The 25,981-nt window shown below is 57.8% G+C and carries 23 protein-coding genes and 1 pseudogene; 15 read left to right on the top strand and 9 right to left on the bottom strand.

Annotated features, from left to right (window positions below; all coding sequences use genetic code 11):
- Positions 1–19 precede the first annotated feature (19 nt).
- Positions 20–1,039 (bottom strand): tonB-system energizer ExbB, encoded by a 1,020-nt coding sequence (exbB, locus tag GGQ85_RS16005; RefSeq protein ID WP_309775345.1) that lies wholly within the window; start codon positions 1,037–1,039, stop codon positions 20–22.
- Between the two features lie 486 nt (positions 1,040–1,525).
- Here exbB and GGQ85_RS16000 point away from each other — a divergent pair, with 486 nt between their 5' ends.
- A complete protein-coding gene (locus GGQ85_RS16000; protein WP_309775344.1) occupies positions 1,526–3,949 on the top strand; it encodes a TonB-dependent receptor in 2,424 nt (807 codons plus the stop codon).
- Positions 3,950–4,027: 78 nt separating this feature from the next.
- Positions 4,028–4,714 carry a Fe2+-dependent dioxygenase gene (locus tag GGQ85_RS15995; protein ID WP_309775343.1) on the top strand — a complete coding sequence of 229 codons (687 nt, stop codon included), beginning with the start codon at positions 4,028–4,030 and terminating at the stop codon, positions 4,712–4,714.
- A gap of 89 nt (positions 4,715–4,803) precedes the next feature.
- Here the strand turns inward: GGQ85_RS15995 and GGQ85_RS15990 are convergent, their stop codons facing one another.
- Positions 4,804–5,265 (bottom strand): hypothetical protein, encoded by a 462-nt coding sequence (locus GGQ85_RS15990; RefSeq protein WP_079448148.1) that lies wholly within the window; start codon positions 5,263–5,265, stop codon positions 4,804–4,806.
- A 603-nt stretch (positions 5,266–5,868) separates the two neighbouring features.
- Between GGQ85_RS15990 and GGQ85_RS15985 the strand changes: the two genes are divergently transcribed.
- A complete protein-coding gene (locus GGQ85_RS15985; RefSeq protein ID WP_309775342.1) occupies positions 5,869–7,008 on the top strand; it encodes a PepSY-associated TM helix domain-containing protein in 1,140 nt (379 codons plus the stop codon).
- 564 nt (positions 7,009–7,572) lie between these two features.
- Positions 7,573–7,698 (top strand): hypothetical protein, encoded by a 126-nt coding sequence (locus GGQ85_RS15980; RefSeq protein ID WP_274533977.1) that lies wholly within the window; start codon positions 7,573–7,575, stop codon positions 7,696–7,698.
- A gap of 238 nt (positions 7,699–7,936) precedes the next feature.
- On the opposite strand, the gene GGQ85_RS15975 is transcribed toward GGQ85_RS15980, so the two are convergent.
- Together GGQ85_RS15975 and GGQ85_RS15970 are read right to left on the bottom strand one after the other, a co-directional pair.
- Positions 7,937–8,794, bottom strand: a complete 858-nt coding sequence (locus GGQ85_RS15975) for a L,D-transpeptidase (RefSeq protein WP_309775341.1) — start codon at positions 8,792–8,794, stop codon at positions 7,937–7,939.
- Between the two features lie 220 nt (positions 8,795–9,014).
- A complete protein-coding gene (locus tag GGQ85_RS15970; RefSeq protein ID WP_079448145.1) occupies positions 9,015–9,488 on the bottom strand; it encodes a nuclear transport factor 2 family protein in 474 nt (157 codons plus the stop codon).
- Positions 9,489–9,770: 282 nt separating this feature from the next.
- Between GGQ85_RS15970 and GGQ85_RS15965 the strand changes: the two genes are divergently transcribed.
- Entirely contained in the window at positions 9,771–11,762 is a 1,992-nt protein-coding gene (locus GGQ85_RS15965) for a PhoX family protein (RefSeq protein ID WP_309775340.1), read from the top strand.
- A 106-nt stretch (positions 11,763–11,868) separates the two neighbouring features.
- Here the strand turns inward: GGQ85_RS15965 and GGQ85_RS15960 are convergent, their stop codons facing one another.
- On the bottom strand, positions 11,869–12,210 hold the full coding sequence (locus GGQ85_RS15960) for a hypothetical protein (RefSeq protein ID WP_201789022.1): 342 nt from the start codon (positions 12,208–12,210) through the stop codon (positions 11,869–11,871).
- A gap of 301 nt (positions 12,211–12,511) precedes the next feature.
- Between GGQ85_RS15960 and GGQ85_RS15955 the strand changes: the two genes are divergently transcribed.
- The gene (locus GGQ85_RS15955) at positions 12,512–12,751 is read left to right on the top strand and encodes a DUF6894 family protein (protein WP_079447332.1); all 240 of its coding nucleotides are present in this window, start codon (positions 12,512–12,514) and stop codon (positions 12,749–12,751) included.
- 181 nt (positions 12,752–12,932) lie between these two features.
- On the opposite strand, the gene GGQ85_RS15950 is transcribed toward GGQ85_RS15955, so the two are convergent.
- Positions 12,933–14,447: a CYTH and CHAD domain-containing protein gene (locus GGQ85_RS15950; RefSeq protein WP_309775339.1), complete on the bottom strand. Its 1,515-nt coding sequence runs from the start codon at positions 14,445–14,447 to the stop codon at positions 12,933–12,935.
- A gap of 264 nt (positions 14,448–14,711) precedes the next feature.
- Here GGQ85_RS15950 and GGQ85_RS15945 point away from each other — a divergent pair, with 264 nt between their 5' ends.
- A complete protein-coding gene (locus GGQ85_RS15945) occupies positions 14,712–15,338 on the top strand; it encodes a glutathione S-transferase family protein (protein ID WP_079447330.1) in 627 nt (208 codons plus the stop codon).
- A 206-nt stretch (positions 15,339–15,544) separates the two neighbouring features.
- Here GGQ85_RS15945 and GGQ85_RS15940 read toward each other — a convergent pair whose 3' ends face one another.
- Positions 15,545–16,330, bottom strand: coding sequence for an RMD1 family protein (locus tag GGQ85_RS15940; protein WP_309775367.1), 786 nt, complete (start codon positions 16,328–16,330; stop codon positions 15,545–15,547).
- Positions 16,331–16,994: 664 nt separating this feature from the next.
- Here GGQ85_RS15940 and GGQ85_RS15935 point away from each other — a divergent pair.
- The 3 genes from GGQ85_RS15935 (at position 16,995) to GGQ85_RS15925 (ending at position 19,519) form a co-directional block, all read left to right on the top strand.
- Positions 16,995–18,050, top strand: a complete 1,056-nt coding sequence (locus GGQ85_RS15935; RefSeq protein ID WP_309775366.1) for a glycosyltransferase family 4 protein — start codon at positions 16,995–16,997, stop codon at positions 18,048–18,050.
- A gap of 30 nt (positions 18,051–18,080) precedes the next feature.
- A complete protein-coding gene (locus tag GGQ85_RS15930) occupies positions 18,081–18,770 on the top strand; it encodes a class I SAM-dependent methyltransferase (protein WP_309775337.1) in 690 nt (229 codons plus the stop codon).
- A gap of 125 nt (positions 18,771–18,895) precedes the next feature.
- Complete coding sequence (locus GGQ85_RS15925; protein ID WP_374708908.1) at positions 18,896–19,519, top strand: hypothetical protein; 624 nt, start codon at positions 18,896–18,898, stop codon at positions 19,517–19,519.
- Positions 19,520–19,548: 29 nt separating this feature from the next.
- On the opposite strand, the gene GGQ85_RS15920 is transcribed toward GGQ85_RS15925, so the two are convergent.
- Complete coding sequence (locus tag GGQ85_RS15920) at positions 19,549–21,213, bottom strand: aminotransferase class III-fold pyridoxal phosphate-dependent enzyme (protein WP_309775336.1); 1,665 nt, start codon at positions 21,211–21,213, stop codon at positions 19,549–19,551.
- A 34-nt stretch (positions 21,214–21,247) separates the two neighbouring features.
- Between GGQ85_RS15920 and asd the strand changes: the two genes are divergently transcribed.
- A complete protein-coding gene (gene asd / locus GGQ85_RS15915) occupies positions 21,248–22,150 on the top strand; it encodes an archaetidylserine decarboxylase (protein ID WP_309775335.1) in 903 nt (300 codons plus the stop codon).
- Positions 22,151–22,159: 9 nt separating this feature from the next.
- Here the strand turns inward: asd and GGQ85_RS15910 are convergent, their stop codons facing one another.
- Positions 22,160–22,792, bottom strand: a complete 633-nt coding sequence (locus GGQ85_RS15910; protein WP_309775363.1) for a class I SAM-dependent methyltransferase — start codon at positions 22,790–22,792, stop codon at positions 22,160–22,162.
- A gap of 603 nt (positions 22,793–23,395) precedes the next feature.
- Here GGQ85_RS15910 and GGQ85_RS15905 point away from each other — a divergent pair.
- From GGQ85_RS15905 to GGQ85_RS15890, 4 genes and pseudogenes are all read left to right on the top strand, one after another.
- Positions 23,396–23,587 (top strand): annotated as a pseudogene (locus tag GGQ85_RS15905) (amino acid kinase family protein); the annotation flags it as partial.
- A gap of 12 nt (positions 23,588–23,599) precedes the next feature.
- Positions 23,600–24,433: an amino acid kinase family protein gene (locus tag GGQ85_RS15900; protein ID WP_309775334.1), complete on the top strand. Its 834-nt coding sequence runs from the start codon at positions 23,600–23,602 to the stop codon at positions 24,431–24,433.
- Between the two features lie 142 nt (positions 24,434–24,575).
- Complete coding sequence (locus tag GGQ85_RS15895) at positions 24,576–25,367, top strand: TOBE domain-containing protein (protein ID WP_309775333.1); 792 nt, start codon at positions 24,576–24,578, stop codon at positions 25,365–25,367.
- 319 nt (positions 25,368–25,686) lie between these two features.
- A complete protein-coding gene (locus GGQ85_RS15890) occupies positions 25,687–25,926 on the top strand; it encodes an RNA polymerase sigma factor (protein ID WP_309775332.1) in 240 nt (79 codons plus the stop codon).
- The last annotated feature ends 55 nt before the right edge of the window (positions 25,927–25,981 follow it).

Genomic DNA, 25,981 nt, shown 5'->3' with positions numbered 1-25,981 from the left:
CGCCCACGGGTGTTACTCCTTACTCCGCAGCTATCCGATGAGGTATCATCTCCGCACGATTGAGATCTCTGCTCACCATGCGCATCAGCTCCGCCGAGCCGTCTCCGAGTAAGCCGCGATAGCCGGTGATGGAGCGCGAAAACATGTTGTAGATCATCACCGCCGGAATCGCCGCGACAAGCCCCATGGCTGTCGCCAGCAAAGCCTCGGCGATGCCAGGCGCGACGACGGCGAGGTTGGTGGTTTGCGTCTTCGAAATGCCGATGAAGGCATTCATGATGCCCCAGACGGTGCCGAAAAGCCCGACAAACGGCGCGGTCGATCCGATAGTGGCCAGAATGCTGGTCCCGCGGGTCATGCGCCGTGACGCGGCCGCCTCAATGCGGCTGAACAGCGAAGCGACTCGTTCCTTGACGCCGTCATGGTTCATGGCGTCCTGCGAACGATGAATTTCAGCGCGCGCGGCCTTGGTAAGGATGGCTATATCACTGCCGGACTGCTGCAATATCTTGCTCGCCTCATCGAGTGAGCGAACGTCTTCCACCCTATGAAGGTCGCGCACAAGTCTGCTTCGCGCGCTGAGCAACTCAATTGTCTTGGCAAGCCAAACCGACCAGGTCACGACAGAAGCGAGCGCCAGACCGATCATCACCGCTTTCACGATGGAGTCGGCCGCCATGAACATGCCTATAGGCGTCAGTTCATGCGGCAGGATCGACTCGGAGACTTCGACTAGTTCGGTCGCTGGCGGCGTTTGATGTTCGACTGACGGCGTCGCCGGCGCGGCCGATTGCTCGGCGGGAGACGTTTTTGCGTCAGGTACGGCCTGCGACGTGGGTTGCTGGGAATTAAGTTGTGTCGTCTGCGGTGCCGCAGGCGTTGATTGCACGCCTAGCGAAGGATTTTGGCCAGAAGAAACGGCGTCGTGAGAGCCGGGCCGCGATAATGACTGAGCGTAAGCGGGGTGCGGTCCAACCGCCAACATCACCAACATCAAGAGGCATGCAAGCCCGATCGCTGAAGCCTTTGCGATCCGCATTCGGTCGTTTCCCACCATTGTACGTGAGACATTCAGAGACAGCTTCATGGTGAAAAACTCTACAATCATGCACCGGTCTGGGCCATCCGAGCGAGCCGAGAACGAGTGCGCAGGCATCTGGCGAGTGGTCTAGCGTCTGGGCTTTCCAAATCAAACAGGCAAACCGGCAAACATTTTTAGAATCTCTTTAAGAGACGCAGCGAGGAGACGCTGTTTACTCGCGCGGGTTGATTTCGTTTGGGATACGCAGATGGACGGCGTTAGAACTTCTATAAAAGGCTTCAAATTGTGCCTCAGATATATTGCTCAACGACAATGTCTAAAGCTAATGACGGGCCGCCGTCGCGGATACTGTTTCTGTTTCCGTAGGGGTCGGCAATCGAGGAATTGGGGGCAATGGTTATTTCATCGGCAGATCATACGGGTGGTACAAGCAGTGTTGACAGACAAACAGAGGATACGTCGGTAGTTGGATGGGGGAGAGCAATGATCGGCGTTGCCGCGGTCATGTTGATCCCCGATTTCGCCGATGCTCAGCCAGCGCCCAGCGGAGAAGATCTTCCGCAGGTTCGTGTCACGGCGCCAAAGCGGCAAGCCAAGAAAAGAACCACACATCACGCGCCTGCACACGTTGCCCCAGCGCCAGTTGCCGCTGCCACGCCGAGCAACGTTCAGGTCAATCCCATGCTCGGCGACGCGCATGGCGTCACTGGCTATCAGGCGCCTGCGCAGGCAGGAATGGCCCGTCTTCCGGTGCCGCTCTCCAATACGCCGCAAACCGTCAACGTGGTGACGCAGCAGGTGATCCAGGAGCAGCGGGTTCTCACCATGGAAGATGCGCTGCGAACGGTGCCGGGCATCACCTTCGGCGCCGGCGAAGGCGGCAATCAGGGGGATACGCCGATTGTGCGCGGCTTCGCGGCACGCGGCGACATGTACCGCGACGGCCTTCTCGATCCGGGCTGGTACACGCGCGACATGTTCAGCAGTGATCGCGTCGAAGTTTACAAAGGGCCGTCGGGATTTGCCTTCGGTCGTGGTTCGACCGGCGCCGCGATCAACACCGTCTCAAAGGTGCCGCAAGCGACCACCTTCGTGAATAGCACCGTCAGCGGCGTCAGCAGCGGCGGTTATCGCGCCGATGTCGATGCCAATGGGACACAGGGGAATTTGTCCGGCCGCATTGCTGCGATGTATCAGGACATTCCTGTCCAAGACCGAAATCACATTTTCGCAAGGCGCTGGGGTGTCGCGCCGTCGCTCAAAGCGGAGTTTACGCCGGATACCCGCGCAATCTTCAGCTATGTTTATCAAGGCGAGGATGGCGTGCCGGATTACGGTCATCCATATCTGCCGCCGCCGGTTTACAGTTCGGTGACCGGCGCGAGGACCAACCCCGGCTATTTCGGCAATGGCACGGCGACACCGCCGATACCGGTTCCCCGCCAAAATTTTTACGGCGTGGCTGGTGGCCCTCTGGCCGACCGTCAGGTCACTAATACCCACATCGCGACAGCCCGGTTCGAACATGATTTCGACGACGGCTTGAAGATTTCGAACTCGACCCGATACGTCAGTGTCGACCGCATGGCGCGGCCGACCCCACCGCGTAGCCTTGGTGATGCGAATAGCACTTTCGTGGTACCTCAGCCAGCAGCTGGGCCTGCGATAGCGCCGCCGCCGCCGGGCTATCCGGTCGAACTGATGACGATCGGGCGTCAACACTTCGAGACGTTGACCGATAACACGCTGTTCATCAATCAGACCGATCTGACCGGCAAGTTTCACACCGGCAGCTTGGAGCATACCTTCACGCTGGGTGCTTTAGCCTCGCAGCAAACCCGCGCTCAGATACGTGCCAATTACTGCTTGCCAACCGATCCGGCGTGCCGGACCAGCGCCTTTGCTCCGGTCGATACGACCTATGGTGGACCGAACAACGGTTTCCTCTTGCCGAACTACACTATCTCGACGGACTACGCGGTTTATGGCTTCGATCAGGTTAAGATCAACGAGTACTTCGAATTGCTCGGATCGATCCGCTACGACGATTTCCGAACGACCTATACCAATCTCGCGGCGGTACCGCCCGCGAGCCAGCAGCTCAGTCGGGCCGACCAGATGGTCGCCTGGCGCGTCGGCGGTGTCTTTCATCATACCCATAATGCAATGGTCTACGCCGCCTATGGCGTGTCGAATAATCCGGCGGCGGAGTTCGACGTGCTGAGCGACGCCGGCAACAACGCGGCGAACTCCAGGCTAGCTCCCGAGCGCAACACGACGATGGAAGTCGGCACCAAGGTCGATCTTCTACACGGCAAGTTGACGTTGAGCGGTGCGGTGTTCCGCATCGAGAAAACCAACATGCGCATTCCGATCGATCCGGCCACGAATGCGGCGCTGGTGCTCGGCGGTGTGGCGCGCGTGGATGGTGTGGAAGTGGGCGCCGCGGGCAAGCTCACCGATAAGTGGGGCGTGTTCGCGGGCTACAGCTATCTCGACTCCAAGATCCTCAATACGACCGATCTTGCGCAGTTGGGCAACCAGCTTCCCCAGACGCCACCGCATAACTTTACGCTGTGGACCACTTACGAACTGACGCCACTGTGGACTGTCGGTGGCGGTGCCGTTTATGCGGCGCAAACCTTCGCCAATGTCCAGAACACAAACTACGTGCCCAACTACTGGAAGCTCGATCTGATGACGAGCTATAAGCTCACGAAGGACTCGATGCTGCAGCTCAACATCTACAACCTGACGGATGAGCTGTACTACGCCCAGTATTACCAGGGTCACGCCGTTCCGGCCGCCGGGCGGACCGCGATGTTGACTTACCGCTATAGCTTCGTGCCGCCGCCGCCGGTCGCACCGGATTTTCCGGTGAAGGCCGAGCGTTACGTGAGCAAATAACTTTTACGGTAGGTCGAGGATAACGATATCGGAGCCGGCGTCGTAAGGCGCCGGCTCTTTATCTCAAGGAGCGCCCCGGTGCTAGTGCGAGTTCCGAATGTCCTGACGCCGGAGCAGGTGCAACATTGCCGAGAGGTGATGGCGCGTGCCGAATGGGTGGACGGACGGATTACGGCCGGGCATCAATCGGCGCAGGTCAAGCGCAATCTGCAATTGCCGGAGGGAACGCCGGAAGCCCGCGAGCTCGGTGACATTGTGCTGGCGGCCCTCAACCGCAATCCGCTGTTTGTGTCGGCGGTGCTACCGAAGACGATCTTTCCGCCGCTGTTCAACCGCTACGATGCCGACGGCGAGATGAATTTCGGCTCGCACGTCGACAACGCCATCCGTATGGTTCCCGGCACAGGAATGCGTGTTCGGACTGACGTCTCGTCGACGCTGTTTCTTTCGTCTCCGGAGGAATACGACGGAGGCGAGTTGGTCATCGAGGACACCTACGGTACCCATTCCGTGAAGCTGCCGGCCGGCGACATGATCGTGTATCCTGGCACCAGCGTCCACCATGTCACCAAGGTGACCCGGGGCTCACGTGTCGCGTCGTTCTTCTGGACCGAAAGCATGATCAGCGAGGCGTCGCGACGCGCCATGATGTTCGATCTGGATATGTCGATCATTCGTCTCAACGCTGACCACCCCGAGCATCCGACCGTGGTGTCGTTGACCTCACTTTATCACAACCTGCTGCGACAATGGGCGCAGACCTGAATCCAACGTGCATGGCTCGAGCGCGGCGAGACAAAGATTGCTGAAACGGCCGTGAATGCTGAAGCTGATGCATCACGCAACAATAGCGATCAGTCGGTATTGTTCGACTGAGGGTCTGCTGTCCCGTAACGCAACATCCCGCCACGCTCTTCGAGCCAGAGGCGGATCTGGTTTGCGGTGACGGATCCGACGCCCGGTTCGGACAACAACTCGTCCCAGGTGTAGGCGGCGGCAATCACGGCGAGATGGCGGCTGCGCTTGGCGACGGTCCTGCCGCCGATCGAGGCGTGACGGCCATGAAGCAGCGCTTCCACGGCACGACGCGGCAGGTTGCGGCGCGGGTCTTTCTCGCGTGGCTTCGGGCAAAACGCTCGCACGTCGTGCTCTTCGATATCGAGCTGCACGGCGATGCGCCGATGATCCATGCCGAGTGTGCGCAGGATCGCGACCTCGTCGCGTAGCAATGCGAGGAAACGGCGCCGGTTGTAATCTCGCTGACGCGGCGACGAATCCTGCTGGACGGAGAGATCATCCTTAACCGGCGTGAGCACGGGCAATCTCCTCGTATTGGTGGATGTTTGATTCAATCGCGCTGCACCTCTAACCTGGTCTTTGATCGAGTATGATCTTGTCCAAAACCGGCTTCCACTCTGCGCTGGCGTAACCCTAAGGGTTGGAACCGTGCCGTCGGTCCCTCAGGCTTTGGCAGGCCCTTCATCACCGTTCGTCACGTAATATTTAGGGTCAAAGGGAAGGCGATGGGCAGTACGCATATCCGTACCTTGACTGAGTAGATGGGTCTTTGTCTGAGCACGCTCGCGCCAGCATCATTGTGTATCCGCCGTCCGCCTGATCAACCACGGTTTTCAGATACCGATCTCCAGGAGAGGCTCGCGCGATAGGAGCGACAGATGTCGCTCACTGGAACATGACGAAGCCTCAGTTTTTTGCGCCTACATTTGTAGAGCTTCCAATAGCAGACGAGATCGCGATACACCTTTGCCTCGCCTTGGAACGGAAAACCGATTATTGTCCGGGGGATGGTAGAATGTCGGAAACCAGGCTTACTGGACGTCAGCGCATAGCGGGGCTATCGCGCTTGCAACTCCTTGGGCTTAACTTACTGTCGGCCACATCCAACTTCTGATGCACAAATGACGATCAAAATATGGTCTCGCATCCATACGTGGACATCGCTCGTCAGCATGTTGTTTTTGCTGATGCTATGCCTGACCGGGTTGCCGCTGATCTTTCATCATGAGATTGATGAGCTATTCGAAGAGGAAATATCCGCGCCCCCGATGGCAGCGAATACCCCTCGGGCATCGTTGGATCGTGTAGTTGAGGCTGCCCAAAAACTATACCCCGGCCAATTCATCCTTTTCATGCAGCCAAGTCAGACTGAACCGGTAGTGAGCGTTGCGACATCGCCCACTGCAGTTCCACTCCCGGGCATGTTCCGTCGCACGACGTTCGATGCGCGGACCGTTGAAGTACTGGGAGATGAGGTGCCGCATCTGGACGTCATGAACATCACATTGCGGATTCACAGAGATATGTTCGTCGGTCTGCCCGGCGAGCTTTTTCTCGGCGTGATAGGTCTTGTTTTCGTGGTCTCTATCGTGTCGGGCATTGTCGTTTACTGGCCGTTCATGAGGCGGCTGGATTTCGGCTCGATTCGCTACACATCGTCTCGTGTGAAGTGGCTGGATGGGCACAATCTTCTGGGTATCGTGACCGTAACCTGGGCACTGGTTGTGGGGCTGACGGGCACAATCAACACACTTGCGAGTCCGTTGTCCGACCTCTGGCGTGCTCAGTACTTGCCAACCCTGCTTGCTTCCTATGTAGGAAAGCCGGTTGCGCGAATTCCGTCCATTCAAGCAGTCGTTGACAACGTGCAAGAGAAATTCCCGGACCGGATCATCACGCAGATCATCATGCCGACCTCTGGCCGTTTCGGAAGCCCGCAACACCTCATCGTGGGGACCAAGGGCAGCACGCCATTCACGGCTCGGATGCGTGAACCCATTCTGGTCGATGCAAACGACGCGTCAAACATGATTGCGCCGCAGGTTCCTTGGTATCTCAAGGTATTGCAGGTTTCACGTCCGCTTCATTTTGGAGACTATGGGGAGTTGCCTCTAAAAATCATCTGGGCGCTTTTCGATATTATTACGATCATCATCCTGTTGAGCGGCCTTTACTTATGGGCAATTAAAAAGCGATCCTTTGGGATCGATCGCGCCTCTCGCAGCATACCTCGGATGGTTGATCCGAAGCGTGAGTATTGAATGGCTCAAATCCACATTCCCCGGCAAAAAGTCGTCCACAGAACGGTTTGGAAAGTCTTCCGTGTGCCTGTCCTTATAGCCGCTGTCACCACAGCAGGGCTGACGTTTGCTCTTTTTGGCAATGGTCTTTCGGATGCGATCTCGTGGTTGGCGCTCGCTGTGCCGGTAACAATCGCAACTTTTTACTGGATTAAGGGCAGGTCTGTCTCCCGAAGAAGTGTCTGTGGCAAATCAGGCCTTCACCGCTTAACCCCAGGCACGTAATACGCGTCGAGCTTTGACTTGAGTCTGGTCTGGGGCTGACAAGGCTGGCTCTTTTTCTTGCTGGGGAGAGTCATCACCCGTCGCAGATGGCGCGAACTGCGGGACATATCGGCGCTGTGGCTTTCAGTCTCCGCGCAATGAAACTCGCGCATTAAGCTTGATGTTGCGGCCTCGGGTTAAATCTGGAACTGAACGCGACGGCTCGATGCTCGTCCGCGGTGCATATTAACACTACCCCCTAGATGTCGTTGACCAATCCATCGCGTCGATCGAAGTGTGTCGCACGATTGGAGATCGACGATGTTCGAGGTAGCCCTATTTTTTGTTGTAGTTGCGATGGGTGCTGTTGTTGTGAAGCTCTATGAGTGGCGGCAGGACGTGCTCTATGGCCCTTATCTAAGGCCGGATGATCCTTCAGAATTGTAGCGGATCCACGCTGGCGCCTGACCGCTGGCGTTGTCTTCGCCTCTTACGTCGCCATCCACGCCCGCTGCGACCAAATGGGATGCGACCACTTTGCTGAGAAGCAAACTGGTCGAGGCCATGATCCTTGTCATGGCGATCTCGCCAGTAGGTCCTGAAGGCGCTCCAGGTCTGTCGACGACTATTTTAGTTTCCGCATCACCCATTCGGCTCTCGGATAGGAACATGGGCTACACGTAAGTTACTGAGCCTTGGCCATCTTCGGTCGAGATGACGGCCCCTGCGCGTCGGTTGCCGGGAGCCGGTTCGATGGCAATGCCGGGTCCGGCGATCGGAAGGCGGCGTCGGCCGGGTTTCCCTGCGATGGTCGTTGAGCAGCGGTTACCGGAAGCACGATCACTTTCGCTCCGACCTTCACCCGCTCATAAAGGTCCATGACGTCCTCATTGGTCAGCCGGATACAGCCGGACGAAACCCGCTTCCCAATCGTATCGGGCTTGTTGGTGCCGTGAATCCTATATTCGGTCTCGCCTAGATACATCGCCCGAGCGCCGAGTGGATTGCCGGGACCGCCTGCCATAAATCGCGGCAGATAAGGCTGGCGAGACAGCATCTCTGCAGGTGGACGCCAATCCGGCCATTCTGTTTTGCGGGCCACAGCTTGCTCGCCGGACCATGTAAAACCTTTGCGGCCAACACCGATACCGTAGCGCATCGCTTGCCCGTCGTTCAAAACGAGATAAAGAAATGTGTTTCCTGTATCGATGATGACTGTGCCTGGCGTCTGGTGGCTGACGTAGTCAACCACCTGCCGAACAAGTCTACCGGGAGCGTCAGCGGCTTTTGGTGTTTCGACCCGAGGCGCGGGGGCAGGGATTGCAGCTTGAGTTGACGCTACACGAATTGAAGTTGATACGTGAGCTGGGGGCGACGGTACCTGGACTAAGCGCGCGGATGGCCTCCGTACTGGTTCGACCCCCGCAGGGCGAGACAGCAAACTGTACCCCAATGCGGCAGCGGCCACGACGCCGACTGCAACTCTTCCTGCGACCGGAAGTGTTATCGACTCTGTCTTTCCACGTTTGGCCCGCTTACCCATATTTCTTCCCAGATCCATTTTCTCGGAAGAAGTATCTCAGCAAATTATAATAAACTTTGAAGCGATTCCGCTTGGGCCGGAGATCGTCAGGCGTCGTTAATGCTCGTTTGGCAAACCAAAATCAGCCTCTAGTTACGGTAAGCGGGCTAACCCGCTTCACCGCGATCGGCGACCGTGAAGAACACGGTGCGTGGCCGAGGAGGCAGGAGATCCAGGAGACTCAAAGATTGAGATCACTCAGGCTCGGATGATCATCCGGGCGGCGGGCGCCGATAGTCCAATGGAAGAGGCGTGCGTTCTCTGTGATCGAGAGGTCGTTGATGCTGGCATGGCGAACAGCCATGAGGCCAGCTTCGTTGAACTGCCAGTTTTCGTTACCATAAGAGCGAAACCAATTGCCGCCCGCGTCTTGCCATTCGTACGCAAAGCGCACGGCGATGCGTGAATCGCTGAATGCCCACAATTCCTTGATGAGGCGATATTCTCGTTCCTTCTCCCATTTGCGGGTCAGGAACTCGACGATCGCGTCGCGGCCGGAGAAAATCTCATTCCGGTTCCGCCAGCGGCTGTCCGAAGTATATGCGAGGCTGACCTTTTCTGGATTGCGGGAATTCCAGCCGTCCTCGGCTCCTCGCACCTTGAGGACCGCGGTTTCGTGCGTGAACGGCGGGACTGGCGGACGAACTTCGGACATTTGTAATTCTCCTGTTGATGTTTGCGATGGCACGCAGGCCCGACTTTCAGTCGGGGCATCGTGGCCGGTGTGCTCAGAAATTCCAGAAGCGTTGTCAGAATTGTCGTGAGCAGTTCGTCCTTGGAGTTGGAACAATAAAAGGGACAAATCAAATGGCCAAGCTGATCTTTCAGATCGTCCCTATCGAACCATGGACCTGAACCATCTTCGCCTGCCATCGATGGCGTGAACTAACTGTCATACAGCGGCGGTAATTTCGAACTCTTCTATTGGGGGTCCGAGATGAGCCAGACCATCGAGATTATTCGCGGCGACGGCGGTGATGAGCCGCCATGCCTTGAGACCGGAAACCCGCGTTTTGGCGATCTTGTCGCGCGGCGTTTGAAGCGCCGGGACGTGCTCGCTGGCGCGCTGGCTACAGCGGTCGCCGCGTTGTTCGTTCGCCCTGGTGATGGACGAGCCGCCAAGGACCGCCTCGATTTCAAAGCAGTCCCGGTCAGCCGTGCCGATAGGGTGGCCGTTCCCGAAGGATACCGCGTGCAGTTCATCCTGCCATGGGGCGAGCCAATCCTGGGCCGCATGCCAGCCTTCACGATCGACAACAGCGGCGAGGATCAGGCGATGCAGGTCGGTAGTCACCATGACGGGATGCACTTCTTCGCAATCGATGGCCATACCGATGACGGGCTGCTTGTTATCAACCACGAATACGTCGAACCGCGGTTAATGCACATCTCCGCCTCCGGTCTCAAGCTCTGCGCCGAAGATGCTTATCTCATCGATGGCGGCCGACCGGCTGACGACGTGCTCAAGGAAATGAATGCGCATGGCGTCAGTGTCGTTCGAATCCGCCGCGAGGCCGGTGGCCGATGGGTGGCCGTCGCCGACCCTCGCAATCGGCGAGTCACCGCGCTGACGCAGATGGAGCTGGCTGGACCCGTGCGCGGGAGCGACTTCGTCAAAACGAAATACAGCCCAGACGGCACCTGCGTACGCGGTACGCTGGGCAATTGTGCGTCGAGCGCGACACCATGGAACACCTATCTTGCCGCAGAGGAGAACTGGGCGCTGTATTTTCGCAACGACGACAGCAAGGAAGGCAAGCCGGATCAGCCGCGGGAGCACAGCCAGTATCGGGTGCCGCGCGGCAAGACGCGCTATCATTGGGAACTGGCCGACAACGGCGACGATGCTTTCGTTCGCTTCGATGCCTCGCGTAAAACGCAAAGTCCGGCCGAGGACTATCGCAACGAGCCAAACGCCTTCGGCTGGATGGTGGAGATCGATCCGTCGCGACCCGGTGCGGTACCGGTCAAGCGCACCGCGCTGGGGCGCTTCGCACATGAGGGTGTTGTCTTCGCGCCGGCGACCGAAGGCAAGCCGCTGGTCTGCTATTCTGGCGACGATGCCATGTTCCAGTTCATTTACAAATTCGTCAGCGCGCAGCCCTATGACAACGCCAGCGCGGGTGGCCATCTGCTCGATGACGGAACGCTATATGTCGCGCGGTTCAATGATGACGGGAGCGGCGACTGGCTGGCGCTTGCGGCTGGTCAGAACGGCCTGACGTCTGAAAACGGATTCTGCAGTCAGGCCGAGGTGCTGGTCAACACCCGTGCCGCGGCGAAACATGTCGGCGCCACCCGTATGGACCGGCCGGAATCGGGTGCGATTGAACCAACGACCGGCGCGGTCTACTTCAGTCTCACGAGCAATGTTAAGCGCAAGCCGGATGAGGTCGACAAGGCAAATCCACGCGCTGAGAATTATTTCGGGCATATCGTGCGTTGGACCGAAGAAGGCGCTGACCACGCAGCGACAAGCTTCCGTTGGGATCTGTTTGTCATCGGTGGCGACCAGGCCTCTGGCCGCGACCTGACCGGGCGTCCGCTGGACGATAACAACCTGTTCGCTTGTCCTGATGGGCTGTGGTTCGACGCCAACGGCCGATTGTGGATCCAGACCGACATCGGCGACTGCGCACTGAACAAGGGCCGCTATGAGCCGTTCGGAAACAACGCAATGCTATGCGCAGATCCAATGACAGGAGAGATTCGTCGATTTCTGACAGGACCGCTGGGGCAGGAGATCACTGGCGTGACGACGACGCCGGACGGCCGCACCATGTTCGTCAACGTTCAGCATCCAGGTGCCCATACGAGCGCCGATGAGTTTGCGCAAGGACGTCTTGGTAGCCACTGGCCAGCCGGCGGTTCAGCGGTGCCGCGGTCTGCGACGCTTGTGATTACCCGCGAGGATGGTGGTATCGTCTGAGCTTGATCGGTCTGCTCATACCACTGCGTGGCGATGCCCGAATGATGACGAGATGGGGAAGATCCATCACGAGGACGCCTTTTCCACACTGGATTATCGATAGAGGTTAATCCGGCCTCTGCAGATTTGGCATGGAGTTCGGTTCCAGTTCCTTCAGAGTTTGCTCAACTAAACGGTTAATGTGCGGGACGTCAGTGTGATCGCTGATCACACCCAAGCCGTTATCGCCGTTGCCGTAAGCCAGAGTGATGATACCGACACGCCGTTTTTCGACATTCAGTGTGAGCGTGTCCATATCGGTGCTGAACATCGCCTTGGTGATTTCGGCGAAGTTCCGTGATCGGTCGACAACCCTTTGCGTCCCCGTGACCGAAATTAGAAAGCCATCGTTGATCGCATTCTCAACGAGCGCTTTTGCAATCCGCTCGTGGCATAATTTCTTTTGCATGGGAGCTTCCCGCGGCATCGATAGCGATCGTAGTAACCAGCCAAGTCAAGGAGATGACGTTTCTGCATCGTCGGGAAATCCGCTCGCGGCCTTGTAATCAGCGAAGCATAGGCTCGCTTTCGTCGGCCAGAGCACCAGCTTCGGGGATGGCCAAGTAGTCAGCACCGCGGCTCTAGACGGCGTCATGACGCGGTTGTCTTCGAGGTTTACCAACCTGGCGAACCTTATCACCCGCAGACGCACGCGCGGCCGAACAAATCTGGCGCTTAAGGGTTGTATCCGATTGATCAGGGACTTGCCGATGACTCGTTACTATTTCGATGTGCGCGATGGAGATGACCTTATGCCGGATGATGAAGGGCTTGAGCTCGCTTCGTCCCATTCTGCACAGGAAGAAGCCGCGCTGTCGTTAGCTGACCTTGCAAAGGATGCCATCCGTAGCCGCCGTATCGACGGTCAGGGCGGCCTTTTAGCGGTTGAGGTTCGTGATGATAAAGGTCCTGTCTTGCAAGCACGCTTTACAGTTCATGTGAAATCATAGCTCGACCAGCCATGTTTTCGATCAACCGATTCGAAGGCAGGGTTACTGTCGGAGGGCAGCGATGCGCCCACTACGCCTGAACGAGAGGTGGCCGATTTACAACGAAGCCACCGGACCGGAGTATGACAGACCGGCGGCTTCTGGATTTAGCCAAGCGACCGGTTCGTTCGCTGCAGAGAAGTCATGCCGTCTTCCGCAAGCGCTTCCCCGCCGCAATCACCTCCGCAAGTACGTCGTTTGCAGTAACCTCCTCGTGGCCGATGAGGCAGCCAATCGCGAAAGCCTTTTGAGCCGCGGGGCTGGATCGCGCGAAGTCGTGTGCTTGCTGCTGATGCATCCGCATGTCGTTAAGCTCGCCGAGCCCACTCAGTAGCTTTTTCAGGGCGCGATCGAGCTTACGTCCGGATTTTCGGCCACCGATACGGAAAGCTTTAAAGAATTCGCGACCATACCGTACCTTCTTCGCTGCAATCCGCAGTTTGTGACGTCTACGCCCATCGAGCTGCTTAAACTTGCGTAACCGCTTGTTGATCTTGCGGATACGGCGCGCCAGCTCGTTCTGCGCGAACGTCCGCGCCGGGCATCCACCTAAAGCCCGCGCTAGAGCATCACTATCGTTGTGATACCCGCTATCGAGCAGCCTTAACGCGACGTCCAGCAAAAGGCGACGGAAACGTTCGCTGTCAACGGCCGCTCTCGCGGTTACGAAACCAGCGTTGCGGGTTCTTTCGAGCTCATTCTGCAGTATTTCGAGCTCGCGCCGATCCCTTTGCTCAGCGCGATACGAAACCAGGGCTTTCCTGACGAAAACATCATAGTCGCGCGCCTGACCGAGCTGCCCAGTGAGCCATTTCATCTCTCGTTTTAGTTTGGTGACCTTGCCATCGTGCAATATCTTCTTGAACAGCGATAGCGACGCGCGCAGCCGTCTCAAGCCGACCCGCATTTGGTGAATGCCTTCGGGATCGCCGTGCCGCACAGCGCCGTAGTTCCCCGCGATCTGGCGCAGACAGGCGAAGCTCACCGCGACAAAAGCTTCGGTGACCGTGGCCTTTTTCCCAATCACGACAGGCTCGGAAAAGACAGGGGCATCCAGCGTGCCCTCAAGCAACGCATAGCCTCGCTCTGCCTTGGAACCCACGGACAGCGTGATGGGAACGCTGCGCGCTAGCTTTTCTGCAAGTCGTGCCGCGTCACGCCGATCACCATATTTCAATTCGATCTCGATTTCCGCCAGGTCGAGCTTCGCATCCATGGTGGCCACGCGACCTTGATCGAAGGCAAGTTCAATATCGCTGTTGCCAAAATGCAAGGGAATGACCACGCGCTCCACCTGCGTCTCGAAGACGGGACTCAGCCGCTCTGTAAGCTCGGCAGTCAGTAGGGGCGCGAGTGCAGTGCCGCGAGCGAACTCCAGATTTGGCTGATCGCGGTCAATCGCTGTTTCCCACTCGTCGCGCGTTATAAGCGCACTGGAATTGGCTTTGATGGTTTGAAGTCGATGTCCGTCAACCTTGCGTACCCGCAAGCTGACGCCGTGTTCGCGCAAAATGAAATCGTCGGTGTCGAAATAGACCGATGTGAGTGCTTGCTTGCGGCCGCTTTCACTGGCCTGCTTTTTTAGCCAAGGCAGCATCATTGCCCGGTGCAGACCGTTTTTCGACGTGGCGAGCTTGAGTTCGATCTCCGTGCCCACGGGTTGTTTATCCTCTGACAAATCCAAACTCAACGTTCTGATGGCGAGGCGTTTTAATGCTAGTTATGTGGGGTGGCTGTCTCCGTCGGTCGGTAGATCTGTCCGCTTTTCAGGCCCTCGACACTGACCAAATGAGCCATTTCCTTACGAAGAGAGATAGGGTAACGGCGCAGCAACGGTTTCGTCTGGATTATTGAACTCTGGCATACGATCGACGGGCGTGGCCCGCGCAGCCAGAACCCAAGCACAGAAGGAGAATATCAGATGCCGACCCTCTACACGATGCCTGGCACTTGTTCGCTTTCGCCGAACATCGCCGTCGCGTGGCTCGATGCCCCGGTCGCAATCCACAACATTCCCTATGGCGACCAGAAAAAGGAATATTATCTCGCTATCAATCCTCGGGGGCAGGTGCCGGCGCTACGCTTCGAAGACGGGGACGTGCTGACCGAGGTGACGGCGATTCTCGCCTGGCTCGGCGCCACCTATGGTAAGGAGGGCTATGCGCCCAGTAGCCGGCTCGGCCGCAAGGAAGCCGAAGCGCTGGCCTACATGAGTTCGGAAGTCCATGCGACTTATGGAGGCCATTTCAACACTCCAAAGTTTGCGGAGAGCGCGGCGGCGCAGGATGAGGTTAAGCGCAAGACCTATGAGAAACTCGCCGATCAATACGGGCGGTTAAATGGCATTCTGAGCGAGAATGGCGGCGAATGGTATCTCGGCCAGCGTTCCTTCGCCGACACCTTCCTCTATGTGCTGACGCGCTGGATAGAGAAGACGCCGCTGTCAATCGGCAACTATCCGGCGCTGAAAGCGTACCGCGCGCATATGGAAGCGGACGAGGGGGTGAAGCAAGCGCTCGCGCGGCAAGCCATGGAGCCGATCGGATGAGCGAGGAAAAAACGGGCTGACATTGTGAGACATTCGGACGTGCCCCACAAAGCTGCTAGTGCCGTCGAATCGACGATCTGGCGAACGACCTCGCCTGGCTTACTGAGGTCTCCAAAAGGCCGGCTGCACTGTTCGCGGCTCCTTTGCTGGCGAGCTTCCGAACCGATCGGGATGGTGCGGCCTCGGGAAGCGGAGTTAACAGCAGATCAATGGCCTCCAGCAGCATAAATTTGATAAAAGGTGACGATAATCTCGACCGCAATCAACACGACGATAATAAGTTCAAGGTGCAGCGATCGGCGCGTATCGATGATGTCAGCGAGAGTGTTGGCTGTTTCGGCCACTACGGCGAGCTTCCGATTGAGCGCATCAACGCGCTCTTTTAGTTCGTATTCGTCTTCGAGCCGTGCATAAAGCCGCTCCAGATCTGGACGGTCCCACAAAACATCCGGCTTTTCCGCTACCGCAACGCGGCCTGATACACGGTGCTGTACCAGCAGAGCATTTCCGAGCAGTTTCAGCATCCCTTTTCGGTTACGCCGAGTACGTCCGCGATCTGCCAACTCTTTTGCAAAAGGCTCGATGATCTCGAACACTTTTGCCACTTCGCGTTCGTCATGGGCAAGCACAACGCTCTTCGCAAGGGCATCGGCAACGACTAAAAGCCTGTCGGGCGACATGTCCCGCAACTGAAGCGGACCTCCCGCCTGAACCTGATCCTCGGTTTCACTAGTGATCGTGACAATCGCTGCTTCTTCCTCAAAACGCGCGAGCTGGCCACCGATCCGGGGCTTCAACGCTTCCAAAAAGTTGACTTCTTCTTCGGGTGAAAGGCCGATCAGCACCGCGACGCCGTAGCGAAACAAAGCAGCGACACGAGCCTCACCAATCCGGATCGCCAGGGGAAGAGCCGAAAGCACTTCGCCTTCGAACCCCACCGTGTTGATCCGGTCTCCAATATACAGGGCATGCGCGGTGACCCGCGTACCCATTTCCGCAGAGAAATCCGCTGGTGTGCTCACCACGTATCGTCTCCGCGCGTCATGCTTTTTCTTTCACCTTATGAAGGGCGATAGCGTATCATCAAAAGTGACAGCGATTGTGACGATCATAAAACACAGGGGCGCCATGAGACAAACCGATGTCGCTTGCACGAAGTGCGGAGCCGGGTTCCGGCGACTAGAGCTGGTGTCGTTGCCCAATCAAGGCGGCGAATTCCGATGCCCGGTCTGTGGTGAGGTTTTGGAAGCCTTCAATGGAGACGAAGCGTTCGTCACCCATCGCCTCACGGTTTCGCCTCAAAAGAAAAGGCCCGGCGCAACCGCTGCACCGGGCAAGTCGGGAGCGGCTGGCCCAAAGGGGTCGGAGGACCTAGCGTCCAAGAAGTGATCTACTGATGATTCGTGACAGCCAGATTTCATGCAGGCATAGATCTTTGCTTATCTCGGAACCGTCTCTGCGGCCTTGGATGACCGGTCAAGGTCGCAGGCTCGTCTAAGTTGCAGACCATTAGCGAAAGCTCCGCAAAGCTAATGGCCGTGATGTTCGATAGAATGTCGCATTGGAAGATGGACCGTCCGTTGTCGATGCGTCATACGCTTGAAACATCGTTGGGCGAACGTCGTGGAATTGAGAATCACAAAACTCGAGACCTCGATGCGAATTCTGGTGGCGACCGATGCCTGGCATCCGCAGGTTAACGGCGTAGTCCGCACATTAACGTCGCTGGCCCGCAGCGCGTCGGCGCTTGGAGCTGACATCAAATTTTTGACCCCGGAAGGCTTTCCGTCAGTGCCTCTTCCAACCTATCCGGGGTTGAGAGTAGCCTTACCAAGCCGCGGCGAAATTGCCCGTAGGATAGAAGCGGCGTCACCGGATGCCATTCACATCGCGACCGAGGGACCGGTCGGTTGGATGGTGCGAGATTATTGTTGTCGTCGGAAGCTGGCCTTCACAACCTCATATACAACGCGCTTCCCGGAATACATCGCCGCACGCTCGATCATCCCGTTGTCGATGAGCTATGCGGTACTCCGGCATTTTCATGCGGCTGCGGCCATGACGATGGTTGCCACTTCCTCGCTCAGGCAGCAACTGACCGCGAGAGGCTTCAAAAAGCTCGGAACCTGGACGCGAGGGGTCGATACCGAGCTATTCACGCCCGATGGTGCGTCCGAGCTCGATTTGCCGAGACCTATTTTTATGAGCGTAGGTCGTGTAGCGGTCGAAAAGAACCTTGACGCGTTTCTTTCGCTGAACCTGCCGGGATCCAAGGTGGTGGTCGGCGACGGGCCACAGAAGCCGGAGCTGGAAATCCGGTTTCCGAAAGTCAAGTTCCTGGGCGAGAAGACTGGTCGTGAACTCAGCGCGCACTTGGCCGCGGCTGACGTCTTTGTTTTTCCAAGCCTGACGGACACATTCGGCATTGCGCAACTCGAGGCGCTGGCATGTGGCACGCCTGTTGCTGCATTTCCGGTTACCGGTCCGCTCGATGTGATTGCCGATTTTCCGGTTGGTGCATTGGATATGAACTTAAGAAGTGCCTGCATCCGCGCACTCAGGATTTCACGTGAGGCCTGTAGGGATTTTGCCTTGCAACGCTCCTGGGAAAATAGCGCAAGGCAGTTCATCGGCAATCTTAGTGCATTGCAGCCGAGCCGTTCATTGCGACCTCGCGGCCGCCTGATGGCGCCCAGTGCTGCGCAGGGCTAACCAGGCGAGAAAGAGGAAATCGAAATTATCATGGCAGAAATCTTTAAGCTGGATGACGTCGAGAAGTTGGACTTCGACCGTGCGACGGTTGAGCAGGCTTACGATCGTTGGGCTCCGGTTTACGACTTCGTGTTTGGCGGCGTGTTCAGCAAGGGTCGCAAGGCGGCTATTCAGGCAACTAACAGGGTCGGCGGGCGCGTGCTTGAGGTTGGCGTCGGCACGGGAATCTCGCTGCCGCAATATGCATCCCACCTGCGCATCTTCGGTACCGACATTTCGGAAGCGATGTTGCAAAAGGCGAAACGCAGGGTCAATGATCTCGGCCTGAAGAACGTCGAAGAACTTGCGGTCATGGATGCGGAGAAGCTCGAATTTCCGGACAATTCATTCGACGTGGTGATGGCGCAATATGTTGTGACGGCGGTACCGAATCCGGAAGCAGCCCTTGATGAGTTCGCTCGCGTGCTACGGCCGGGCGGCGAATTGATAATCCTGACTCGGATCAGCGCCGATGCCGGGGTGCGCCGCTTCATCGAGCGTCGATTGCAACCGGTGGTGCGTCCGCTTGGCTTTCGGACAGCCGAATTCACCTGGTCGCGCTATGCGCAATGGTTGGCAGTTGCAGCCGAAATGGAATTGGTGGAAAACCGGCCGATACCGCCGCTCGGCCACTTCTCGCTGCTCCGTATTCGAAAAAACACGACGACAGTCACCGCCTGATTGAGACGATAGAGGTTCGTGCGAGCGCATTCTCGCGACGCGTCTTGTGACATTTGCATAATGTCATCTTGCGTACATCGAATCCTTGTAAACCGAATAAACCGTATTCTGGACAGAGAATGAATATGAGCTTTCGAGATCAGCTGCGCATTCAACGGTGGGATGACCATCGCTTTTACCATCACAGCCGCATCAACCAGAGCCTGCACTTTGTCAGCGCCTTCAGCTTTCTCGTTGCGTATGCATTGCTATTCGTCGATCCGGTTGCCGCTGCATTGGTCGGCTGGCTGTTCTCTATGACCACGAGGCAGGCGGGTCATTTCTTCTTCGAGCCGAAAGGTTATGACCACGTCAATCAGGCGACTCACGACCACAAGGAGGATATCAAGGTCGGATATAATTTGAATCGGAAGATCGTTCTGATGGCCATCTGGGCGCTTTCGCCGCTGGTTCTCTTCTTCGATCCGACACTGTTTGGTGTCTTTACGCCATGGGCCTCGCCGGCTGATTTCATGCGGCAAGTCGCCAAGATATGGCTCGCAATTGGAATTGGCGGCGTGCTGTTTCGAACCGTTCATTTGTTCTTCATTCGCGATGTCGAGACCGGTCTTGTGTGGATGACCAAGATCCTGACTGACCCGTTTAACGATCTCAAACTATACTACAAAGCACCGCTGTATTTGATGAAGGGCGAGTTGATCGATCCAGGCCTTGGACAAGTACAAGTGCGTAAAGCGCGCTCGAACTGAAAATGATCCGCACGACGACGGTCGCTGGCTTACCGCGGCCGTCGTCGCGTGATCATCTCCCTCAGGATTTGCCGGCGTACGCTCTTGTTGGTGAGCGAAGGACTGTGCCACCACCAGCCATCCCGCTTCATGTTTTCGGCCGCCGTCACGAAGCGATCGGCGACTACGGAAAAGTCAGCGTCGTTGTAATTCAGGCTGAAGATCAGACGACCGGTACCAACCCAACTCAAGGCGAGCCCTTCGGCCCGCAGATAATATTGAAACATCCAGTTGTAGCGGGACGGCTCGGTATAGTACACCGTCCAGATCGACGACAGGTTGCTAACCCGCACTGCAAGGTCTCGTGCGCTCAGCAGGTCATTCAGCCGCTTGGCGCGTCCGTTCCAGGTCTCATCAAGGCCGTCATAAATCGACAGGAAGTTCGGATCGGCGAGTCGACTCAGGAACTCGTTCATCGCCGTCATGACGTAGGGATGCGAATTGAAAGTACCGCGGGCGAAGCAGACGTCGGCGGGACGATCGTCGCGGAAGCGTCGCATCAGATCCTTACGACCGCAGACCGCACCTACGGGAAGACCGCCGGCGAGGCTCTTGCCATAGGTCACCATGTCGGCGCGGACGCCGAAATATTCCTGCGCGCCCCCGGCGGCAAGACGGAAGCCAACGAAGATTTCGTCGAAGATCAGTACGATGCTCCGCTCGGTGCAGACCTCGCGCAGCCGCTTCAGCCAATCTCCGTAGGCGGCGCGGTCGAACTGGCTTTTGCGAGAGCTGTCGACCAGGGCGGAATCAGCCGGTGCATTGCCGTTGGGATGAAGTGCCTGCAAGGGGTTCACGAGAACGCAGGCGATATCGCGCCGCGTCCTCAGGACATCGAGCGTCCGCTCCGACATGTCGGCAAGAGTATAGGTTTCGTGCGGAGAAATTGGGTTGCCCACGCCAGGCTGAACGTCGCCCCACCACCCATGATAAGCTCCGGCGAAGCGAACCAGATGCGATCGGCGCGTATGATAGCGGGCGAGCCGCACCGCCTGCATCACGGCTTCGGTGCCGGACATGTGAAACGAGACTTCGTCAAGACCGGAAATCTCGCAGAGGCGGCGCACATTGTCCGTAATCACGGGATGATAGGGGCCGAGCACCGGCCCCAACGCATGGGCGCGTTGTTCCGCAGCGGCGATGCAATCCTTGTAGAAATCGTTGCCGAAGATATTGACGCCGTAGGAGCCGGCAAGGTCGTAGAAGACATTGCCATCGACGTCGGTGACAGTGACGCCGCACGAGGACTGCATGAAGGCGCTGGTCGAAAGATGCTCCCGCACCATCCGGCTGTACTGAAAGGGCACCCGATAGGTCTCGGTGAATCGCAGGTCGGAGATTCGGCTCGACGCCTCTGCGGTCAGTTGTCGACCCTTGGCGTAGCGTTCTTCATAAAGGCGGGCGAGCCGAAAGAAGGCTTCCCGCCTTTGTTTGACGACTTCGCGCGGCGCGCCGTCGGAACCGAAGAAGTCATTGTTATCGAACTCGTAGAACGGCAGCAGCCGGGCAACCGTCTTGGACAACTTGGAATGACCGGTCAGCGAGCGGTGTTTGGCCCGCGAAAGCGCCAACCGGGCGTTCAGTTTGGGAAAGGCAACTGCTGCGCCGGCAACCGCGGCGGCAGACAAGGCCAGAATCGGAAGAGGCAAATCCATGCCGCCAGCGCTATCCAACGCCTCTGACAGGTTCATGACAATGAGAAAACTGATCTCGGGCCTGGCCCAGCAGGAGGATTTGAATTTCCTGCTGACCAACCGGATTCCGCGGGCAACCCTGACCTGGTTCATCGGATGGTTTAGCAAGATCGAACAGCCCCTGATCCGGGATATCTCGATGGCTTGCTGGCGTCTGTTTTCCGACCTCGACCTTAGCGAAGCGCGCAAAACCAGCTTCAAGAGCCTGCATGATTGTTTTACGCGGGAGTTGCGTCCGGGCTTGCGCCCGCCGGATGCCGACCCCGCGATTGTGGTCAGCCCGTGCGATGCCATCATCGGGGCGTTTGGAAATATCGTCGACACGCAGCTTTTTCAGATCAAGGGCGCGCCGTATTCGCTGCTGGACCTGCTCGGCGATCCGGCACAGGTCGATGCGCACCGAAATGGCCGCTTCATCACCCTGCGGCTGACGTCAAGCATGTATCATCGCTTTCATGCGCCGCATGACTGCCGGATCGATCGCGTGAGCTTCATTCATGGCGACGTATGGAACGTGAACCCGATTGCACTGAAACGGGTTGAGCGGCTGTTCTGCAAGAATGAACGGGCGGTGCTTCAGATGCGGCTGACAACCGGGGAGGCGCTGACCCTGGTGCCGGTGGCAGCGATTCTGGTCGCGAGCATTCGGCTGCATTTCATCGATGCCACCCTCAACGCTCAAACCAGAGGGCCGATGGGTTTTTCCTGCGATGCAAGCGTGCGAAAGGGCGAGGAGCTCGGCTGGTTCGAGCACGGATCAACGATCATTGTGCTGGCGCCAGAGGACTTCGAGTTCTGCGGCAACGTGGTGGAATCGGCGCGGATAAAGGCCGGTCAGCCCCTCATGCGAAAGGTTAGGGCAGGTGATCCTTGCCTGCGCGCTGAGCCGCAGGCGTAAGCCATGTCCTCACCGCTTCGCTGATCCCTCGGGAAGCGTCAGTACGGCGTACTGGGTATAATCGCGGAAAAGGCGATCAAAGCGCAAATGGGCTCCGGTATGTTGCGCCATCGCAGTGAGCATTTTCTGCAGTTCGTTGCGCGGCGTCACATCGAACAGCGAAAGCCATCTCAGTAGCAGCGTGCGGGCTAGCGTCGGCATCTGTTCCTGGCTGCCGAAATCGACAATGTGTAACCGGCCGCCAGGCTTTAGGCGGCTCACAGCTCTCTCAAGCACTCGACGCCAGTTTGGTATCATCGACAGGCTGTAGCAGATAAGCACGTGGTCGAACCGCTCGGTACCCAACAAGGGATGCGGCTCTAACGCGGTAGCATCGCCGTGCGCGACTCGAATTCGATCTTCCAGACCGTGTCGCGAAATACTCGAGATTGCGGATGTCAGCATCTCCGTTGAAACATCGATTCCGAAAAATCTTGCCTGAGGGTACATGCCTGCGGCTAAAACTAGATTCCTGCCGGTCCCGCATCCGATCTCCAGAACGGCCGCGCCTGCCTCAGGCCGTAGATCGGCGATTAGCTGGTCACGTCCGAGAAGGTAGTATCGCCGCGTTGAGTCGTAAAAGTGCCTTTGCCTCCGATACATTCGGTTCATGCGGCGGGTTGCTTCGACTGGCCACGAGGCATCTGCGACCATATCGGGGGAATGTGCGAACATCCGTGCGCCCTCTCTCTGGTTAGCAGCTGACTCATGGAATATGTGCGCGACAGGGATATGACGAGGCGCCCGCGCAGATCCACGAGGGACAGCGTCTCGCGCTGATCTGGGTACCGGGATAAATCCCGGAAAGACTCACGATCATTTTGTGAAGAAGGTGAGTGGGCGATCCTGCCACTCGCATCTCATTATTGAGCTTGGTGTTCTTGGCGGAGATATCGGCATGCAGGTCCGCTCGCACCGACATGATTGCCGAGCTCGAATTTCAAGTGGTGCCGCTATCACCTACGTATACATAACGCATTGAAAATAAACATGTTATCGTCTTTAGTCGGGTTGACATCTGTTCCGCGACATACCACTGTTTTCGACGGACGGAGGCTGCCGGATCATCCTTGGGGTATCGCTGAGGGCAGACCTGCGTCCCGAATGACGGCTTCGATCAGATGGTCGTCGCAAACGAAAGGAAGCCCCAATGGCCACCACTGCGGAACTTGAGCAGCTGCTCACGCAGCGCTCGCTGACCCTTTGATTCCAAAAATCTCGGTCGCCGAAATGAAGGCCAAGGGGCTGCAGGACTCGATCCTCGAATTCCGCATGCTCGATCTGCTCGCCTCGGCACGCCACGTTCGTCAGGTGCAGGTTGTGAATGGCCTTGTCCCCGGCAACCTGACCCGCGCGCTTGCTGGCGAGCACGTCGGCACCATCATCACCGCGAGCTGAAAGAGACACGTCATGGCCAACACAACTGACACCATCAAGCACGTCGCCTCGCCGCTCGCGCGCCAGACCCTGCTCGACGGCGAACTTACCACTCCCGTCGCCGGCAAGCGGCCGATCCGGCTGCTGCCGTGGCTGCAAGTGGTGAAGATCGGAGGCCGCTCCATCATGGATCGCGGCCGCGATGCGATCCTTCCGATCGTGGACGAGATCCGAAAACTTTTGCCCGAACACCGTCTACTGATCCTGACCGGTGCCGGAATCCGCGCGCGCCATGTCTACGGCGTTGGCCTCGATCTCGGCCTTCCGGTCGGGTCGCTGGCCCCGCTTGCCGCGAGCGAAGCCGGCCAGAACGGCCACATTCTCGCCTCGCTCCTTGCTCCGGAAGGCGTCTCCTATATCGAGCACCCGACCATCGCGAGCCAGTTGGCGATTCACCTCACCGCGGCCCGCGCCGTTGTCGGAAGCGCCTTTCCTCCGTATCACCATCACGAGTTTCCAGGCTCTCGTATTCCGCAGCACCGGGCGGATACCGGCGCGTTTCTGCTAGCCGACGCGCTGGGCGCGGCCGGCCTCACGATCGTGGAGGATGTAGACGGGGTGTCTACTGCGGACCCCAACGGCCCCGATGGAAAGACGGCGAAATTGCTTCGCGAGATGAGCGTCGCCGATCTTGCAAAGTTCAAGGGCACGTTGCCGGTCGATACGGCTTTGGCCGAGGTCATGGCGACTGCGCGTCATATCGAGCGCGTGCAGGTTGTAAATGGCCTTGTGCCGGGACGACTCACCGCCGCTTTGCGTGGCGAGCACGTTGGCACGATCATTCATACTGGCGCGCATCAAGCCTGAGCTCAGTTCCAGCGTATAGATCTGGTATCGGAAAAACGGGTCGGAGCAAGTGCTCCGGCCCGTTTTGTGTTTGCAAATTCGGCTTCGTTCCCGGCGAAATATCCGTTATATATGCTGAATATATAACGCGGGGCGGGGCGTGATGGCGATTGAAGCGCTGGTCACCTTGAAGGGCGAGAACGTTCCAGCGGTCGGGCGGGAGCGGTTGAGGTTACTCGAGGCGGTTGCGCGCGAGGGCAGCATTTCAGCTGGGGCACGGGCGGTCGGCATCACCTACAAAGCTGCATGGGACGGCCTCGATGCGATGGCCAACCTTTTTGGCAAGCCGTTGCTCGTCGGGCGCGCTGGCGGTCGCGCCGGCGGCGGAGCGACGCTGACGGCGACCGGCTACTCTGTCATCGAGGCGTTCAGAAGAATGGAAGCGGAGATGGCCCGCGTCTTGCGAACGATCGAACCTGAGCTCGCCGAGGCCGGCGTTTCTCCATTGGATCTTGTCTCGGGATTTCTTATGAAGACCAGCGCACGCAACGCGATCCGCGGCAGCATCATCAACATCGTGTCCGATACGCTGAGTGCCGAAGTCGAAATTTCGGTCTCGCCCCAAACGACGATCTATTCGCTTGTCACGCACGCCAGCATGGAAGAGTTGGGACTATGCGCGGGCCGGCCGGTGACGCTGCTGATCAAGGCACCATTCGTTGCTATTGCTACAGGTAAAACAGCGCCGAAGACCTCCGCTCGCAATTGCATCAATGGGATCGTCAGCCGATGTGAGGCATCCACCGTGAGCGCCGAGATCGTCCTCGACATCGGTGCAGGCAAGACGCTTGCGGCTAGCGTCACTGCGCAAAGTGCCAAATCGCTTCGCCTCTCTCCCGGCAAGCCCGCATTCGCCCTTTTCGATGCCGCGCATGTTATCATCGCCATCAACTGACAAGAGTCGTGCTGCATTTGGGCTGATCGCGAACAGTCCGTCGGCTTCCTGGATCAAAAATATATCGAGGTGTGCGCCGCTAAGGGAAAAAGCGAGTCGACAAAGTCGGGAAGTTTGACATCGCTGCTTCGTCTTGCTGCCGTTGCAGAAATGCAACGACACTGACCTTTTGTCCTGAATTCGACTGCTTATTCCATAATATTAGAAGTAATCCAAAATATATGAGATTGCGGGGGAATTTTCGCCCTCATAGAGAATGGCGCAGCGGTTGCAAGCAGGAAGGCGCCCCCGCGCATCCTTGCGGCCGAGGGGCTGACCCGTGGCCTTTGATATTCAAGATCTGTTTCGGCGGCATAATGAGGAGCTAAGGCGCTTCCTGCGGCGACGGGGTGCGACTGCCGATACCGCCGCCGATCTCACTCAGGAGACTTTCCTGAGGCTCCTCACCGCGACGCCGGTCGCGCCAATCGACAACGTGCAGGCCTATATTTTCCGGACTGCGAACAATCTCTCGATTGATCTAGAACCGATCGACATTCAGGATTCCCAATCGGTTTGATCGCTGATTCATAGAGCTCCGTGATTCGTCACGGAGCAGATCATGGCGGCGAAGC

This window comes from Nitrobacter vulgaris (assembly GCF_031453995.1).
GTDB classification, from domain to species: domain Bacteria; phylum Pseudomonadota; class Alphaproteobacteria; order Rhizobiales; family Xanthobacteraceae; genus Nitrobacter; species Nitrobacter vulgaris.
This window is presented reverse-complemented; position numbering and strand designations above follow the sequence as displayed.